Source organism: Paenibacillus cymbidii, assembly GCF_004764705.1.
GTDB lineage: Bacteria > Bacillota > Bacilli > Paenibacillales > NBRC-103111 > Paenibacillus_AN > Paenibacillus_AN cymbidii.
The window spans coordinates 21,718-37,873 of the sequence record NZ_SHLX01000043.1 but is presented as its reverse complement, the minus strand read 5'-3'; the positions used below and the strand labels follow the sequence as shown (position 1 = coordinate 37,873).

12 protein-coding genes are annotated in these 16,156 nt (G+C 58.8%); 10 read left to right on the top strand and 2 right to left on the bottom strand.

All coding sequences use genetic code 11. The annotated features are described in order from the left end of the window. Window positions 1–869: 869 nt before the first annotated feature. Window positions 870–1,823 (bottom strand): tyrosine-type recombinase/integrase, encoded by a 954-nt coding sequence (locus tag EXY20_RS35150; RefSeq protein ID WP_135557105.1) that lies wholly within the window; start codon window positions 1,821–1,823, stop codon window positions 870–872. 117 nt (window positions 1,824–1,940) lie between these two features. Here EXY20_RS35150 and EXY20_RS35145 point away from each other — a divergent pair, with 117 nt between their 5' ends. From EXY20_RS35145 to EXY20_RS35135, 3 genes are read left to right on the top strand one after another with little or no spacing between them, the layout of a single operon-like run. Then, window positions 1,941–2,495 carry an HD-GYP domain-containing protein gene (locus tag EXY20_RS35145; RefSeq protein ID WP_235886350.1) on the top strand — a complete coding sequence of 185 codons (555 nt, stop codon included), beginning with the start codon at window positions 1,941–1,943 and terminating at the stop codon, window positions 2,493–2,495. Between the two features lie 42 nt (window positions 2,496–2,537). Next, window positions 2,538–4,139: a methyl-accepting chemotaxis protein gene (locus tag EXY20_RS35140; RefSeq protein WP_135557104.1), complete on the top strand. Its 1,602-nt coding sequence runs from the start codon at window positions 2,538–2,540 to the stop codon at window positions 4,137–4,139. Window positions 4,140–4,157: 18 nt separating this feature from the next. Then, window positions 4,158–4,586 (top strand): chemotaxis protein CheW, encoded by a 429-nt coding sequence (locus EXY20_RS35135; protein WP_135557103.1) that lies wholly within the window; start codon window positions 4,158–4,160, stop codon window positions 4,584–4,586. 96 nt (window positions 4,587–4,682) lie between these two features. On the opposite strand, the gene EXY20_RS35130 is transcribed toward EXY20_RS35135, so the two are convergent. Then, the gene (locus tag EXY20_RS35130; RefSeq protein ID WP_135557102.1) at window positions 4,683–6,446 is read right to left on the bottom strand and encodes a glutamine--tRNA ligase/YqeY domain fusion protein; all 1,764 of its coding nucleotides are present in this window, start codon (window positions 6,444–6,446) and stop codon (window positions 4,683–4,685) included. 950 nt (window positions 6,447–7,396) lie between these two features. On the opposite strand from EXY20_RS35130, the gene EXY20_RS35125 reads away from it, so the two are divergent. The 7 genes from EXY20_RS35125 to EXY20_RS35095 all read left to right on the top strand — a co-directional run bounded on the left by EXY20_RS35125 (window position 7,397) and on the right by EXY20_RS35095 (window position 15,921). Next, window positions 7,397–8,260, top strand: a complete 864-nt coding sequence (locus tag EXY20_RS35125; RefSeq protein ID WP_135557101.1) for a MurR/RpiR family transcriptional regulator — start codon at window positions 7,397–7,399, stop codon at window positions 8,258–8,260. Between the two features lie 59 nt (window positions 8,261–8,319). Beyond that, a complete protein-coding gene (gene nagB, locus EXY20_RS35120) occupies window positions 8,320–9,048 on the top strand; it encodes a glucosamine-6-phosphate deaminase (RefSeq protein ID WP_135557100.1) in 729 nt (242 codons plus the stop codon). Next, entirely contained in the window at window positions 9,045–10,268 is a 1,224-nt protein-coding gene (gene nagA / locus EXY20_RS35115) for an N-acetylglucosamine-6-phosphate deacetylase (RefSeq protein WP_135557099.1), read from the top strand. The genes nagB and nagA overlap by 4 nt, the downstream gene beginning before the upstream one ends. 664 nt (window positions 10,269–10,932) lie before the next feature. Then, window positions 10,933–11,919, top strand: a complete 987-nt coding sequence (locus EXY20_RS35110; protein WP_167859745.1) for a D-2-hydroxyacid dehydrogenase — start codon at window positions 10,933–10,935, stop codon at window positions 11,917–11,919. 42 nt (window positions 11,920–11,961) lie between these two features. After that, a complete protein-coding gene (locus tag EXY20_RS35105) occupies window positions 11,962–13,149 on the top strand; it encodes a mandelate racemase/muconate lactonizing enzyme family protein (protein WP_167859744.1) in 1,188 nt (395 codons plus the stop codon). 20 nt (window positions 13,150–13,169) lie between these two features. Further along, window positions 13,170–14,525, top strand: a complete 1,356-nt coding sequence (locus EXY20_RS35100) for a hypothetical protein (protein ID WP_135557096.1) — start codon at window positions 13,170–13,172, stop codon at window positions 14,523–14,525. Window positions 14,526–14,550: 25 nt separating this feature from the next. Beyond that, on the top strand, window positions 14,551–15,921 hold the full coding sequence (locus EXY20_RS35095) for a hypothetical protein (RefSeq protein WP_135557095.1): 1,371 nt from the start codon (window positions 14,551–14,553) through the stop codon (window positions 15,919–15,921). The last annotated feature ends 235 nt before the right edge of the window (window positions 15,922–16,156 follow it).

Sequence of the window (16,156 nt, the reverse complement as noted above, 5' to 3'; positions counted from 1 at the left end):
GCCACAGCGGGAATTCGCGGGCAGTCCAAATAAGCCATGTTTTACTGGCTATTTGGCCCAAAATGGCCAACAGCCCGAAAATAGCCAGCGTTTTCACTGGCTATTCGTGAGAAAAACGCCATTTGACAGCTGTATAGCTGGAATAGCCAGTGTTTTCACTGGCTATTTTGGAGCGGCAGACCGTTTTTGGTAAAATAGGCCATAAAACCTGGCCTATTTCACCAGAGGCCTCATCGGAGCGGCACAAAAAGCGAATTTGTTAGTTGCCGGAGGGGAGAATGCCGCGATTTTTGTGCAACTGTCTGCTTGGCGATGATTCAAACAGGAGCGAAGGGGCGGGAGCGGAGAGCGGGGGTTGGGATGGAGAAGCGGCAGCGTTCGCCTTTGTTTTCCGGATTCCCCCTTGGTCTGATTGTTCAAAGAATCCGGAAAACAAGAAGCGATCGGAATCCCATCCCCCGCGCGCAGCGGGAGCCGGTTTCGCTTACGTATTCACAGCAATTTTATACAAGAGGCCTCCCTTCCCGGGAGGCCTTTTTGTGCGTTCCTGTGCCGCGCCGAAACCCGCCCGCAGCGCAAAAAATCGGAGCTTGCTTCTCCGATCCTGTTTTCACTCTTGATTTTGCCGGGGGATGTTGTTAGACTTCTGCACAAGGGGATGCTGTATCTTTGGATGTCGCAGGCTGATTCTTGCACATTGACGCCAAGGTAGGGAATCCTTTTTGTGTTTCAACCAGGCGAGTAAAATGCGAAACATGTCGTACAATATCTGTTGTTCGACAAACATCTAATAAAAACTGCATATTTTGTCGAGATATTACCTGTTAAGTATAGTCCACTAGCCCTATGAAAGCAACGATTTTATCTGCTCACATAAACTCCTTTAACCCGTCATGGATGAAATCCGGCGCCGCCTTTTTCAACTGCTCTACCGTATGCAAGTAACGTTGGGTCGTATTGATATGCGAATGGCCCAAATTCTCCTGAACCTGCTGCAGCGATGCGCCGAACAACAGAGCCAGCGTAGCGCTCGTGTGACGCAGCCAGTGCGGGGTCAGTTTTTTGTCGATGCCGCTCAGTACGCTGGCGCTGCGAATGATTCGTTCCACCTGGCGCACCGACAACGGAAACAGCCGCTGCTCCGCCGCACGACTCATTCGCTTTCCATTGCCATACTCCTCCAGCTTCTTCCACAATTCGGCCGGCACCTTGACGTTCCGCTTCTTGCCGCCCTTGCCGTCATGAACGGCAAGCCACACCGACGATTCCGCAATGTCTTTGCTGAAATGGCCCCATCGGATGCCGGTCAGCTCGGAAACGCGCAAGCCAAGCAGCACGAATACCATGCCAATCAAATAATCGCGCGGGCTGCTCCGCCGCAAATGCTCGAGGAACCGGCCGACTTCCTGCTTGGTCAAGTAATGGTTTCGGCTCGTCACCTGAATGTGCGGGGTTCGTACGCACGAGGTCGGGTTAAGCGGAAACAACCGAATATTCGGATCGCTTCCCCACTTGTACAACGATCGCAGCGGGGCAATAAAGCTCGCCACCGTAGCCGGCGCAAGCGGTTTCTTCTGAAAGCTGAACATGCCGTTCATCAAGCCAAGCTTGAAAATCTCTATCTCTTTCCAGGTTACTTCAGAAAGCGATTTGTCGGGTACGAAGCGTCGGAAAAGATCGATGGCCCGCTTGTAATTGCGGAGGGTGTATTTGGAGCGAATGCCCGTCGACAAAAACATCTGGACGATTTGTTCATCGGTATAACCTTCGTTGCGTAAAGCAGGGTCAGGCAATCGAATCGAAACAAGTTCATGCTGACTCACCAATATTCCCCCTTCTATCGTACAACAGATATTGTACGACATTTCCAATGGAAGCGTAAGCGCATCCTCTTCCGACACTGGCATCACAATCTTCTTCAGGACGGTGAAACGTGGCGAATGCAAAGTGTGCTCATGATCAAGGAGCTGGAACAGCTGCGGAGCAAGGATGCCGACACGTACGAGCACAGCCTCCGCGTTGCCGCGATTGCCGGCAAGGCCGCTTCTCGGCTGAATTACGACGAGCGGCAAAAGTACCAGCTGGTCAACGGATGTTTGCTGCATGACATCGGAAAACTGTACGTACCGGATGAGATTTTGCAAAAATCGTCTGCGCTGACGGCCTCGGAATGGAACATCATGAAAAAGCACACAACGCTGGGGGCGATGATTATCCGGGACTATCCCCGCATCGATGAGGAAATCATCGAAACGATCGAATTTCATCACGAAAGGTGGGATGGCAAAGGTTACCCGATGGGGCTCAGAAAGAAGGAAATTCCCGTCTACGCACGCATCTGCGCCATTCTCGACGCCTACGACTGCATGGTGTCGGACCGCCCGTACCGGCCCGGGATGCCCGACGCGGAAGCGAAGAAACAGTTGCTCCAGCACGCGGGTTCGCAGTTCGATCCGTCTTACGTGCAATTCGTCTTGGAACTGCTTGAGAAGTGACACCGCGGCAACATACATATGAACAACAAGGAGCGACAGACCATGAAATGGTATACGAACTTGAAAACGGCCACGAAGCTTGTTTCGGCTTTTATCCTGGTGGCTTTGATTTTGGCGGCCACCGGAATGTATGCGCTTTCAAATTTAAGCAATATGAATGGGCGCATGAAAGTACTCTATAACAACAACCTCATCTCCGTCCGCGACTTGTCCGCGGCGGAGATTTCCTATCAGAAGATGCGCGTCACGCTGCGCGACCTCAGCATCGCTTCGACCAAAACGGAAACGGACACGCTCGCTCTCGACATCCCCGTCGCCAAGAAAGAAATTGAAGACAAATTCAACTCCTACCGGAACACCACGCTCACGAAAGCGGAGAAGGACGAACTGAAAGTGTTCGACGCCGAATACGCGGCTTATGTGAAGCTGTACGATACTGCCGCCCAGTTGGCGGTACGCGATGATCAAACGGAATTCAACACTTACAAGAACGACACGCTGAACCCCCAGGGCGCCAAAATGAGGGACAGCATGGAGCGCCTGATCGCGATCAACGTCCAATTGGCCGAGGACGCGAACCAGGATGCGGCCCATTCTTACTCCAGGTCGCGCAACGCCACGATTGCGGTCATCGTGGGTGCGCTGCTGTTCAGCATCCTGCTCGGCTACGCCATCTCGCAATCGATCGCCCGGCCGCTGAATCGCATCGTGGGCCTCGTAGCGAAGGTCGCGGAAGGCGATCTGCGGGAAAAGTCGCCGATCGTCACCAAAGACGAAATCGGCGCGCTCGCCGCTTCCGTCAATCACATGATCGACAATTTGAGCAATCTGGTTGGCGGCATTGCCCAGTCGTCGCAAAGCGTCGCCGCCGCGTCCGAGCAAATATCGGCGAGCAGCGAGGAAATCGCCAGCGGCAGCACCAGCCAGGCCCGCTCCGCCCAGAACATCTCGGAGCTGTTCGGCGAGTTGTCGAAGGCGATCAATTTCGTCGCACGAAGCGCGGAGGAAGCGGCCGAGCTGTCGACGAGCACCGTGCAGACGGCAAGCGAAGGCAGCAAAATCGTCGAAGGCGCCGTGGCGGGCATGAAGAGCGTCAGCACCTCGATGTCCCGTCTGGAGGAAGACTCCAACAAGATCGGCGAAATTATCGAAGTGATCGACGACATCGCCGATCAAACGAATTTGCTTGCGCTGAACGCCGCCATCGAAGCGGCCCGCGCCGGCGATCAGGGGCGCGGCTTCGCCGTTGTGGCCGACGAAGTGCGCAAGCTGGCCGAGCGCAGCAGCGCGGCGACCAAAGAAATTTCGACCATCATCAAAGCGATGCAGCAAAATACGAAGCTGAGCGTCACCTCGTTCAACGAAAGCATGACGCAATCGATGCAAACGGGCGAAGCGTTCCGGCTCATTACCGGGATGGTGAACGACTCCGCGAACAAGGTGTCCGAAATTGCGGCAGCTTGCGAAGAAGAAGCGGCGCAAGCGTCGGAAGTGATGCAATCGGTCGAATTGGTCGCATCCGCCAGCGAGGAATCGGCCGCCGCATCCGAGGAGACGGCCGCCACTTGCCAATCGCTCGCGCAGCTGGCCGACGAGCTGAACGTATCTGTGTCTGTATTCAAGCTGGGCAGCGTGAAAAATTAACGATCCGGATGTGAGGATATGAGCGCGTATTTGCAGGAGCAGTACATCGAACTGGCGTTGCAGCAGGAGCAATACGCCATTCGGATACAGGATATCCATGAAATCATCAAGCTGCAGCCGATTACCGAAATTCCGAATTGCCCGCCGTACGTTCGCGGCATCATCAACCTGCGCGGCGTCATCGTGCCCGTCGTCAGCTTGCGGCAGCTGTTCGGGCTGCATGAAGTGCCCTACACGAAGGCGACGCGCATTGTCGTCGTCAATCATCGCGAGGAATCGGTCGGCATTATCGTCGACGAAGTGAGCAAGGTGTCCGTCTACCAGGACATCCAGAAGCCTCCGGTGCGGGTAGGCGGCGTGAGCGGCGACTTTATGACCGGCATCGGCATTCGCGACGGCGCGCTGGTCGGCATTCTCAAGCTGGACGAGCTGCTGGTGCGCTCGTGAGTTAAACCGCGCGAAGCGGCTGCGCCAATGGAAACGGGGCTGTTCCCTCTGTCACGAACATGACGGAAGGAACAGCCCCGTTTGCGCCCGCGGGCGTCACACTTCAAACGAGCTTTTGAGCGAAACGATGCGATTGAATACCGGCTTGCCGGGCGTCGAATACTTGGAATCGACATTGAAATAGCCGTGGCGGAAAAACTGAAATTTGTCCTGCGGCTCCGCCGCCTGCATATTCTGCTCGACAAACCCCATCTTCACCGCAAGCGAACCCGGATTCAGCTGGCTGAGGAACGATTTGTCCACGGTGCCGTTCTCTTCCGCTTCTTCTTGCTCCTGCAGGCCCAGCTCCGCCTCATCCGGCAGCGCTGCCGGTTCCGCGGCTTCGCCCTGCGCGGCGCTTGCGCCGGCTTCTTTCTTGAACAACGGCTCGAACAGCCGAAACTCCGCCGGTACCGCCTGGCTAGCCTCGACCCAGTGGATCGTGCCTTTCACCTTGCGCGCGTTGAAGCCGCTGCCCGACTTGGTCGCCGGGTCGTACGTGCAGCGCAGCTCGACGACATTGCCTTCGGCGTCCTTGATAACTTCCTCGCATTTGATGAAATACGCCGACTTGAGCCGCACTTCGTTGCCGGGGTACAACCGGTGATACTTGGGCGGCGGGTTTTCCATAAAGTCTTCGCGCTCAATGTAGATTTCGCGGGAGAACGGGATTTGCCGGGTTCCCATGGATTCGTTTTCGGTATTGTTTTCGGCTTCGAGCAGCTCGGTTTGGCCTTCCGGGTAGTTGACGATCACAACCTTGAGCGGGTCGATGACCGCCATCGTGCGCGGCGCCTTCAGCTTCAGGTCCTCGCGGACGAAATGCTCGAGGTAGCCGAAATCGATGATGCCCGCGCTCTTCGAAACGCCGGTCTCGCGGCAGAACGCACGAATCGCTTCCGGCGTAAAGCCGCGGCGGCGGACGCCGGACAACGTCGGCATGCGCGGATCGTCCCAGCCGTCGACGATGTTCTCCTCGACCATCAGGCGCAGGTAGCGTTTGCCCATGACGGTGTCGGTCAGCTTCAGCTTGGCGAACTCGTACTGGTGCGGCTTCGCCGGCGTTTCGCATTCGCGGATGACCCAATCGTAGAACGGGCGCTGGTCTTCGAACTCCAGTGTGCAGATCGAATGCGTCACGCCTTCGATCGCGTCTTCGAGCGGATGCGCGAAGGCGTACATCGGGTAGATGCACCATTTGTCCCCGGTATTGTGGTGATGGGCGCGTACGATCCGGTAAATGACCGGGTCGCGCATGTTGATGTTCGGCGACGCCATATCGATCTTCGCGCGCAGCACCTTCTCGCCGTTCTTGAACGCGCCGGCGCGCATCTGCTCGAACTGCGTCAGGTTCTCTTCCACGCTGCGGTCGCGGAACGGGCTCGGCGTGCCGGGCTTCGTCAGTGTGCCGCGCGTTTCGCGGATGCGGTCGGCGGACTGCTCGTCGACGTATGCGAGTCCTTTGCGAATGAGCAGCACGGCGCGCTCGTACATCTTGTCGAAGTAGTCCGAAGCGAAGAACAGTCCGTCCCACTCGAACCCGAGCCACTTCACATCGCGTTTGATCGCTTCGACGTATTCGACGTCCTCCTTGAGCGGATTCGTATCGTCAAAGCGCAGGTGCGTACGGCCGCCGAACTCGTCGGCCACTTCGAAATTCAGGCAGATCGACTTGGCGTGGCCGATATGCAAATAGCCGTTCGGCTCGGGCGGGAACCGTGTGACGACGGTCGACTCCCGGCCGGAGGCGAGGTCGCTTTCGATAATCGATTTGATAAAATGCGTTGCCGCAGGCTTGCTCTCCGGTTTGGTAGGCTCCACAGCGACCTCTCCCCTCTCTGGTCTGGTTCTGGCTCATTCTTTTCAGTATACCACAAATTCCCGCGGAATAAGCGATTGAGCGTATTGACGAGGGCAATCGCTTACGAATGGTTACGATTCACCGTCACCCTGCTCCTGAGGCACGATTCCATGAAATAGCGGAAAGCGGTTCCGCAATTGCCCAAAGTTGGCTGTTGAGCACCGGATAGCGGAAGGAGGTTCCGCTATTGCTCCAAAGTTGGCTGTTGAGCACCGGATAGCGGAAGGAGGTTCCGTTATTTTTCCTACGTTGGCCTTCCAACACGCCTTAGTGGAAGTCGGTTCCGCTATTGCTCCAAGGTGTTTTTGAGGCCCGGGACTATGGCTGGCTGTGAATCGTAACGATACATTTTCAGGAAGCTGGAGGACGTTCCGTACATCATTGGGATCCAAGCCGCAAATGTTCCGCTTCACACCGGTCATGTCCAGCGTCTCGTGCAGGGTGTTTTCAATCCTCCGGTGACTGGCCTACCTGCAAGAGTGGCTCGGCGGTTGTCCCTTTTCACTGTGAATGAAATAGCGGGTTTCAACCGATTGGGCTCCCGTTGTCCCGCGGCTTGCAACGGAGCTTTATCTCGCATCGTTTTTATCGTTGACTTGCAGGACATAGTCGGCCCCTTGTTCGATGATCGTGGCTGCAATCTCTTTTGGAGTGCGCATCGCATCAATCGTGATACTTCTTTTGAGATCGAGCAGGTGCTTTCATTGCTTGTTTGATCAACGGCAACTCCCCTTGTCTTTTTCCAGCTTGGGTTTACTTTCGTAAGCGATTGCCCAGGAGTTGACGCAAGCGAGGCCGGTTTCGGATCCCATTGCTTTCTTCGGCATCTTCACGTACAATCGATATGTAAATAATTTTCTTATAAACTTGCAAATATGATAAAACTATTTTCACGAAAGGCGGTGCATCCGTGTCCAGCATCACGAGCGCACTGCAAGCGGGCATGGCGCAGCTGCACCCCAAGGAGCAGGAGCTTGCCGCTTACGTTCTGGCTCATCCGCAGCAAGTGACGCAGCTCAGCATCACCGAGCTGGCGGCGCAATCGCAGATCAGCACGGCGACGATTTCGCGGTTTTGCAAGACGTTTCATTTTACGGGTTATGCCGACTTTAAAATGAAGCTGTCCGCCGAGCTCGCCGCGTTGCCCGCGGTGCAGTCGTACCAGGACATCGTCGCCGGCAACGACCTCGGCAGCATCGTGCAGGCGATTGAAACAAACCACCTGCGCTCGATCGCCGACACGACGCGGCTGCTGGACCTGGCGCAGCTGACGCGGGCGGTGTCGGCGCTGCGCGCGGCGAAGCGCATCGATATATACGGCGTGGCGACGTCGGGCGTGGTGGCGCAGGATTTTCACCAGAAGCTCGTCCGCATCGGCCGGCACGCGACCTGCTTCAGCGATCCGCATATGCAGCTGACGTCCGCCGCCAACCTGGGGCCAGGCGACGCGGCTTTTGCGATTTCGTTCTCGGGGGAAACGCAGGAGACGATCGACGCCCTGACCTGCGCCAAGGAAGGCGGAGCGGCGACGATTTCGTTGACCGGCTACGGCGCGAACAAGCTGGCCGGCTTGTCCGATATCGCCCTGTTCACGTCATCGCTCGAGCGCGGCATGCGCCGCGGCGACATGGCGTCGCGCATCGCGCAGCTGCATGTGATCGACATCCTGTTCACGTCACTGGTCAGCGAGCAGTTCGACGAGTATGTCCCGCGATTGGAGCAATCCTATCATATGGTGCGCAAATACCGCAAAAACGCCAAAACCGGCTTGTGAGCAAGCCGCAAGCCCGCGTTTGGAATTCGGCAAGATAAGGTTAAGGAGAGGGTACATCCATGAATCGGTTGATTTTCCGTTCCACTCAGGAGCTTAACGAAGCGGGAGCCGGCATTATCGTCGGGCTGCTGCAGACGAACCCGAAGGCGGTGCTGGGCCTTGCCACCGGCAGCACTCCGATCGGCATTTACGAGGAGCTGGTCAAATCGCACCGCCGCGGGCTCGTCAGCTTCCGTTCGGCGACGTCGTTCAACCTTGACGAATACGTCGGCTTGCCGCCGGAGCATTCGCAAAGCTATCACTACTATATGCAGCAGCATCTGTTCTCCCATATCGATCTGCCCGCTTCGCGCGCGAACATCCCCGACGGCACCGCCGCCGACTTGGCCGGGGAATGCGAACGCTACAACAAGCTGCTCGACGACGCCAAGCAGATCGACCTGCAGGTGCTCGGGCTCGGCCATAACGGCCACATCGGTTTCAACGAGCCGGACCAATCGCTTGTCAGCGGCACGCATGTCGTGACGCTGGAAGCGGCGACGCGCGAAGCGAACGCGCGCTTCTTCGACAAGCCGGAGGATGTGCCGACACATGCATTGACGATGGGCGTCGGGACGATACTGAAAGCGAAAACGATCCTGCTCGTCGTCCGCGGCGCCGATAAGGCCGATATCGTGTTTCGCGCGCTGACCGGCCCGATCAAGACGGAAATTCCCGCTTCGCTGCTGCAAACCCATCCAAATCTGGTCGTCCTGCTGGACGAACAAGCCGGGAGGCTCTTCTCATGAAAAATCGCCATTTGACCCGCATCGTCGGCGCCAACGTCATCCTCGAAAACGAAGTCGTCGAGAACGGCATTGTCGTACTTGCCGACGATCACATCGTCTACGCCGGCCATGCCGAAAGCGCACCGCCGCCGGCCTATGAAGCTGCAATCGGCAGCCATCATTATGAGGGCGATCCCGAACACAAGGACCAGGCGGTCGTCATCGACGCCGAGGGAGGCTGGGTGCTGCCCGGCTTCATCGACATGCACGTTCATGGCGGCGGCGGAGCCGATTTCATGGACGCGACGAGCGAAGCGTACGAAACGATCACCCGCTTCCACGGCCGGAACGGCACCACCACGATGCTCGCCACCACGATGACGGCGCCGCGCGAAGCGATCGACCGCGCCATCGCGGCGGTCGCCGCTTTCCGCACGGGCGACATGCCCGGCGCGGACTTGCTCGGCGTTCACGTCGAAGGTCCGTTCGTCAACACGGACTGGCGCGGAGCGCAGAACCCCGCGTATATCGTGCCGCCGCAGCCGGAATGGGCCGAAGCGTGGGAACGCGACTATCCCGGCCTCGTGCGGCAAATTACGCTCGCGCCGGAAATCGACGGCGCGCTGCCGTTCATCCAGTGGCTGAACGAACGCGGCATCGTCGCTTCCAGCGGGCATACCGCCGGCACGTACGAGCAGCTTGTTGCCGCGGCCGATCACGGCCTGCGCCAGGCGACGCATACGTACAACGCAATGACCGGCCTGCATCACCGCAAGCCCGGCACGCTCGGCGCGGTCATGACGGACGAGCGCGTCTACGCGGAAATTATCGCCGACGGCCACCACGTGCATCCCGCGGCAATCCAGGTGCTGGCGAAGATGAAGCTGCCGAACCGGCTGATCATGATTACCGACGCCATTGCCGCTGCCGGGCTTCCCGACGGCGATTACGAGCTGGGCGGCTTGCCGGTCGTCGTCAAAGAGGGCGTTTGCAAGCTGCGCGACGGCGACAGCCTCGCCGGCAGCACGCTGACGTCGATCAACGCGTTCCGCTATCTCGTCCGCGAAGTCGGCCTGACGATGGCGGAAGCGAGCCGCTGCGCCAGCGGCAACCCGGCGCGCCAGCTTGGCATCGCGGACCGTACCGGCACGCTGGCCGCCGGCAAGGCAGCCGACCTGCTGCTGCTCTCGCCCGATCTGGAGCTGCAGCAAGTGTGGGTCAAAGGCCGGGCGCTGCTTTAGCGTCTGTGCCAGGGCTGAGGCCGAGACCGCAGCCTGGCTGATACGCAACTTGCGTTGTCATCGAAGTCTGTCCATAAAAAAGTGGCTTTTTGCGCCACTTCACTTGTTCGGCCGGAATAGCCAGTGATTTCACTGGCTATTTCGGCGTTTCTGTCCATTTTGGCAAAATAGCCCATGATTTCACTGGGTATTCGTGTCAGTTCGCCCGGATTGGGGCTGTTTGGCGCAAATAGCCAGTGTTTTCACTGGCTATTTTTGATGAGGCACCTGAAATGATGCAAATAAGCCACTTTTCATGGCTTATTTCGCCCCGGCCAGCCCATCCGCAAGGGCATGTAACGTTGCCGCTTAAACCAAGTCCGCTTCGGTAGCCGCTTTTTCCTCATCGCCTCCTTCCTCCTGAAGTTAAGTAACAAGTATGTCGAGCAGCGGTCGCTTTACCTGACAACATCCCTCGCCCTCCCCTTATGCCGCACCGGTACAGCAACGGTGTATGTCAACAGGGGTTATTCCGACTTCGCATCCATGCTCCTGAACCGCAAAGATGTTAGAAATCGTTGATTTGTTGTATTTCCAGACGGAATTTGCGGCGCCTATGATGGGGGTGCAATCGATCACGATGCCGCTTTGCCGGCAGAAATACACAGGGGGTGTCAGGCAAACGATGAACATCGTAGTTGCCATGAATGTCCGGGATCGGTGGAACCGGATTCCCGCCGGCATGGCATGCACGTATTGCGCTCCGGACCCGCAGGCGATCGCCCGCGCCATCTCGCCGGATACGGCGGTCCTGGTAACGGACGCCATGCCGACGGACGTTTCCTCCTGCGGCGGGCTGAAGTGGCTCCATCTCGTATCGGCCGGAACCGAACAGCTGATCGGCCACCCGCTGATGAAGCGCGAGCTTCGGGTGTCCAACGCCGCAGGAATCGGCGCCGTCCACATGGCCGAGTTCGCCGTCGGGCAGCTGCTGCGCCACCGCAAACGGTTCGACGCCTTGGCGGCGTTCGCCCACGATCGCCGCTGGCCCGACCGGCTCGCCGAGTCGCGCCCTTCGCTGCGCGGCGGCCATGCGCTGCTCGTCGGCTACGGCGGTGTCGGCCGGGAAACGGCCCGGCTGCTGACGGCCTTCGGCATGACGATCACCGCCGTGCAGTCCGCCGCCGTCAGGCAGCCGTATCGCGGCTTCCTGCCGTACGATGGGATCGGCGACCCCGACGGGTCTCTGCCGGAGCGAATCGTCACCGCGGCCGAGCTGCCGCAAGTGCTGCCCCAGGCCGATGTTGTCCTGCTTTCGGTGCCGCTTACAGCGGCGACGCGCCATCTGATGAATCGCGAGGCGTTCGCGCGGATGAAACGCGATGCCGTGCTGATCAACGTGTCGCGCGGGGGAGTAATCGACACGACGGCTATGCTCGCAGCGCTCGACGCGGGAGAATTCGCCCATGCGTACCTCGACGTCTTCGAAGTCGAACCGCTGCCCGCCGAATCGCCGCTGTGGACTCATCCGCGCATAACCGCTACTCCGCACATGTCGGGCGTAATGCCGGATTCCGCGGAGCTGCAGCAGGAGCTGTTCCTGCGCAACCTGGAGCGCTTCCTGCAGGGCGAGACGCTGCTCAACGAACTGGACCGGGCAAGATTCATCTGAGCGAAAGGGATAGTGATGGAAAGCAAGCGAAAGGAGCTCAACATGAACATTACAAGCGTAGCCTGCTACTTATGCGGCGCCCGGAACGCTTCCGGCTACGAAGCCGGTTCCGCGATCGTCCGCATCGAAACGGACGAAGGATTGATCGGCCACGGCGAATCGCTGGTGGGGCTATTTTGCGGCGAGGTCGCCAAGGCGCTGACCCGTTACTACGAGCCGCTGCTGATCGGCCGCAACGCTGCCGCCATTGCCGCGATTCGGCAGACGATGTTCGATTCCAGCGTCTGGTGGGGACGGTCCGGCGCTGCGGTCAGCGTCATGGGCGCGATTGAAAACGCGCTCTGGGATATCGCCGGCAAAGCGGCGGACAAGCCGGTTTACCGGCTGCTCCGCGATAACGCGCCGGCATCGCTGCCGATCTATGCCAGCATGGGGCCGTCGCCGCAGCCGGAGGAAGTCGGCAGCGTGATCGCAAGGCTGCAGCGGGCGGGCTTCAAGGCCGTGAAGATCGGCCTCTCCTTCCGCGAGCCGGACGGGTCGCTGGTCACGCCCGCCGGTGACGAGCTGCTGCGCCGCATGGAGTCGGTGCTTGCCGGCATCCGCCGCCAGGCGGGCGACGGTTTCCGCATCCTGGTCGACGGCCATATGGGCGGCATTCCTGACCCTATCGGCCGAGAGGAAGCGCTTTCAATCGCCAAGCTGCTTGAGCGCTATAACGTCCGTTTCTTCGAGGAGCCGCTCAGCTATCTCGATCCGGAAGGCTACGCCTGGCTGCGCGAGCGCACAAGCGTCACGATTGCGGGCGGCGAAAGTCTGGCGACGGCGCGCGAGTTCGCGTCGTTCCTCTCGATCGGCGCGCTGGGCATCGTGCAGCCGGACGTCAATTACGTCGGCGGCATCGGCCGCTTCGCCGAAGTGGCGCAGCTTGCCGCCGATAAGGGCCTGCCGGTCGTGCCGCACTCGTGGTGCGGCGGTCCGGGCATGATCGCCAATGTGCATATGGCGTTCGCCTTCGCGAACGTCGAGATGCTGGAAATGGGCGAAGAGCTGACCGACTTGCAGCAGGCGACGCTGCCGGAGCGGCCGCGCCTGCACGAGGGAACGATTCTCCCGCCCACGCTGCCGGGACTGGGCATTCATTTCGAGCCGGAGCTGGCCGAACAATTCCCGTTCGTCCCCGGCACGGCGGAGCGAGCATCCGGCGTCATGAATGTGCCCTTGAAAAAGTAAGCGGGAAGGTGGACAACGAGATGAAAGAGCTGCAAGCGCTGAAGCATGCCGCCACTTTGGAGGAAAAAGCGGCGATGATCCAGCAGTTTTACGAGCGGGTCATTTTCCATGAATCGGGCATTATGTACTCGCTGATGAAAATCGACGGCGATCGCATCCGGCCGTTCACACCCGAAGATTTTGCAGGCCGGGATACGTTCGACTACAGCCAGTGGCGGATCAAGCCGGAAGGGCATTGGACGATGCTGGACAACGAAAATTCGATCACGACGTCCGGCATCTACCTGGCTTCGCAAGCGTATCGCTACGAGGCGACCGGCGATGCTGCCGCACTCGAGCAAGCGGGCAAGGCGTTTCGCTCCCTGGAGCTGATCTACGCTTTCGGGGTGCAGGACGGCCGACCCGGCTGGATGGGCAAACCGTACGGCTTCCGGCTGTCCGACCAGACGAGCGGCGATCAGTATCTCGACGCGCTCTGGGGGCTTTTCGCCTATCATCGCGTCGCGCCGGAGCCGCACAAACGCAAGATCGAACAAATGGTCATCGGGTTTGCCGATTACTGGCGAAGCATCGACTACAAAATCGTGTACATTACCACCTTCTGGGACAACAAACTGGAGCAGCATGCGTACAACATGATTTTTCTCGCGATCAACTCGGCGGCTTACGCCTTTTCGCACGATCCGGTCCATTTGCGCGAGGCCGAGTTTTTCATCGGCAGGGCGTTGTGGCACGAGGAAACGAATGTCGACAAGTGGCGCAACAAGCACCTGGCCGGCAACGACGCCGACGGCAAGTTCAACCGGCTGGTCGCAGGCCATCTGCAGCCCGGCGAGCATCTGTGCTGGGAGTCGACGATCCACAGCAAATTTGTCGCCGTCGGCGCGGAGATCGTCTACCTGACGAACCGCGAGCTGATGGGCGACAAGCTGGAGCCGACGCTGGTCAAGTGGTGGTCGACATGGAGTCTCGGCATCGATGACGATCTGCTGCCTTACTACTATTTTATCGTCAACGCGCTTACCGGCGAATGGCGCCCGGCTCCCCGGACGCCAAGACTGCCGCGGGATCAATGGCCGCTTGGCCATCCGTTCATCTCCTACGCCTCGCAGTCGCGATGGATGGAGCCGCTCTGCCGCTTCCTGTTCACCTCCGTACTGGCCGCCTCCTACGGGACATCGGTCAAGGACGAAGCACAAGCACTCGCCCTGCGGATCATGGACAGCGTCGACGACGTCCGGATGCGTTGGCAGTACGATCCGGACGGCAACCAGATCATCCGCGAACTGGATTATATGAACAACGTGCTCAGCAGCGAGATGCCGGCGACCTTCCTGGCTACGTTCTGGCGCGGCCGTTTGGAACGATTATGGTAAACGTCACGGAAAGGAGCCGCTCCCCATGGAAGCCTTGCAGCAATTGAAACACCTCCCCCTGGAGGCCAAAGCGAACCGGATTCAGGCGCTCTACGAAGCCGTCATTTTCGACGAGTCGGGAATCATGTATTCCCTGATGAAAATCGACGGCGAACAAATCCGGCCGTTCGAGCCGAAGGACTGCGTTGGCGCGGAGACCGAACGTTTCGACCGGTGGCGCTATCCGCTCCAGGGTCAATGGGAACTGCTGAACAACGAAAACTCGATCACGACGTCGGGCATTTACCTCGCTTCGCAGGTGTACCGCTACAAGGCGACCGGCGACGAAGCGGCACTTGAACAAGCCGGCAAAGCGTTCCGTTCGCTGGAGCTGATCTACGCGCTCGGCGAACAAGCCGGCAAACCCGGCTGGATGGGCAAGCCGTACGGTTTCCGGCTGTCCGAGCAGACGAGCGGCGACCAGTACCTCGACGCCTCCGTCGGGCTGTTCCTCTACCACGGCATCGCGCCCGAACCGCATCGCCGCAAGATCGAAACGATGCTGATCGCTTTCGCCGATTATTGGCGCAGCATCGACTACCAGATCATCTACTTCACCTCAACGCGCAATTACAAGGTAGACCGGCTCGCGTTCAATTCGGTCGTGCTGATGATCAACCTGATGGCGTACCGGTTCAGCGGCAACGAAGTGCATTTGCGGGAAGCCGGCTATTTTATGGAGCAATCCCGCTGGCATCACGAGAACAATCAGGACGCCTGGAAAAACCGGGTCCTGCACGGCGTGCCGATTCCGAACCGCGAGGAGACGATCCGCACGTTCAACAAGCTGCTGGAAGGGCAGCTGCAGGATGGCGAGTATTTGTGCTGGGAGTCGACGATTCACGGCAAATTCGTCGCCAAGGCGGCGGAAATCATCGCGCAGCTGAGTCCTGACTGGATGAAGGAGAAGCTGGAGCCGACGCTGGTGAAATGGTGGTCCGTCTGGAGCCTCGGCATCGGCGACGATCTGCTGCCTTACTACTACTTCATCTACAACGCGTATGACGAGTCGTGGCGCCCTGCGCCGATCACGCCGCGGCTGCCGGAGGCCGAACGGCCGCTCGGCAAACCGTTCTTCTCGTATACGTCGCAGGCAAGGTGGATGGAGCCGCTCAGCCGGTTCATGGCGGTTTCAGTGATCGCCGCCCTGCGCGCGCCATCGATCGCGGACGATGCCAAACGGCTCGCGCTCAGACTGATGGACAGCGTCGACGACGTGCGCATCCGCTGGTTTTACGACCCGGACGGCAAGCAGCTCATTCCCGAGCTCGCCTATATGAACAACGTGCTGAGCAGCGAAATGCCGGCCACGTATCTGGCCACCTTCTGGCGCGGACGCTACGAAAAGCTGTGGTGAGCGGTTGTTTGCGCAAAACTTGTAAGCAAAGCTTCTATCGTAGCACACTCACGACGTTGGCCCGGCGTTAGCGGTAACTTTTCATGCAAAATCAGGAGGAATGATCACAGAAGGCTATAACAATCTGATTTTGTTAGAAAAAGCGGATTTGTTTTATATCCAAACGGCGAATCCGGGCACTATGATGAAGACATGCAGTTTCGCTTCTTCATTGCCGGATTCCGAACACAATCGA

Bases quoted from the DNA above. Each gene is read 5' to 3' on its own strand.
- EXY20_RS35145 (WP_235886350.1), top strand. From the start codon at position 1,941: ATGCAAAGTGTGCTCATGATCAAGGAGCTGGAACAGCTGCGGAGCAAG.
- EXY20_RS35140 (WP_135557104.1), top strand. From the start codon at position 2,538: ATGAAATGGTATACGAACTTGAAAACGGCCACGAAGCTTGTTTCGGCT.
- EXY20_RS35135 (WP_135557103.1), top strand. From the start codon at position 4,158: ATGAGCGCGTATTTGCAGGAGCAGTACATCGAACTGGCGTTGCAGCAG.
- nagB (WP_135557100.1), top strand. From the start codon at position 8,320: ATGAATCGGTTGATTTTCCGTTCCACTCAGGAGCTTAACGAAGCGGGA.
- nagA (WP_135557099.1), top strand. From the start codon at position 9,045: ATGAAAAATCGCCATTTGACCCGCATCGTCGGCGCCAACGTCATCCTC.
- EXY20_RS35110 (WP_167859745.1), top strand. From the start codon at position 10,933: ATGAACATCGTAGTTGCCATGAATGTCCGGGATCGGTGGAACCGGATT.
- EXY20_RS35105 (WP_167859744.1), top strand. From the start codon at position 11,962: ATGAACATTACAAGCGTAGCCTGCTACTTATGCGGCGCCCGGAACGCT.
- EXY20_RS35100 (WP_135557096.1), top strand. From the start codon at position 13,170: ATGAAAGAGCTGCAAGCGCTGAAGCATGCCGCCACTTTGGAGGAAAAA.
- EXY20_RS35095 (WP_135557095.1), top strand. From the start codon at position 14,551: ATGGAAGCCTTGCAGCAATTGAAACACCTCCCCCTGGAGGCCAAAGCG.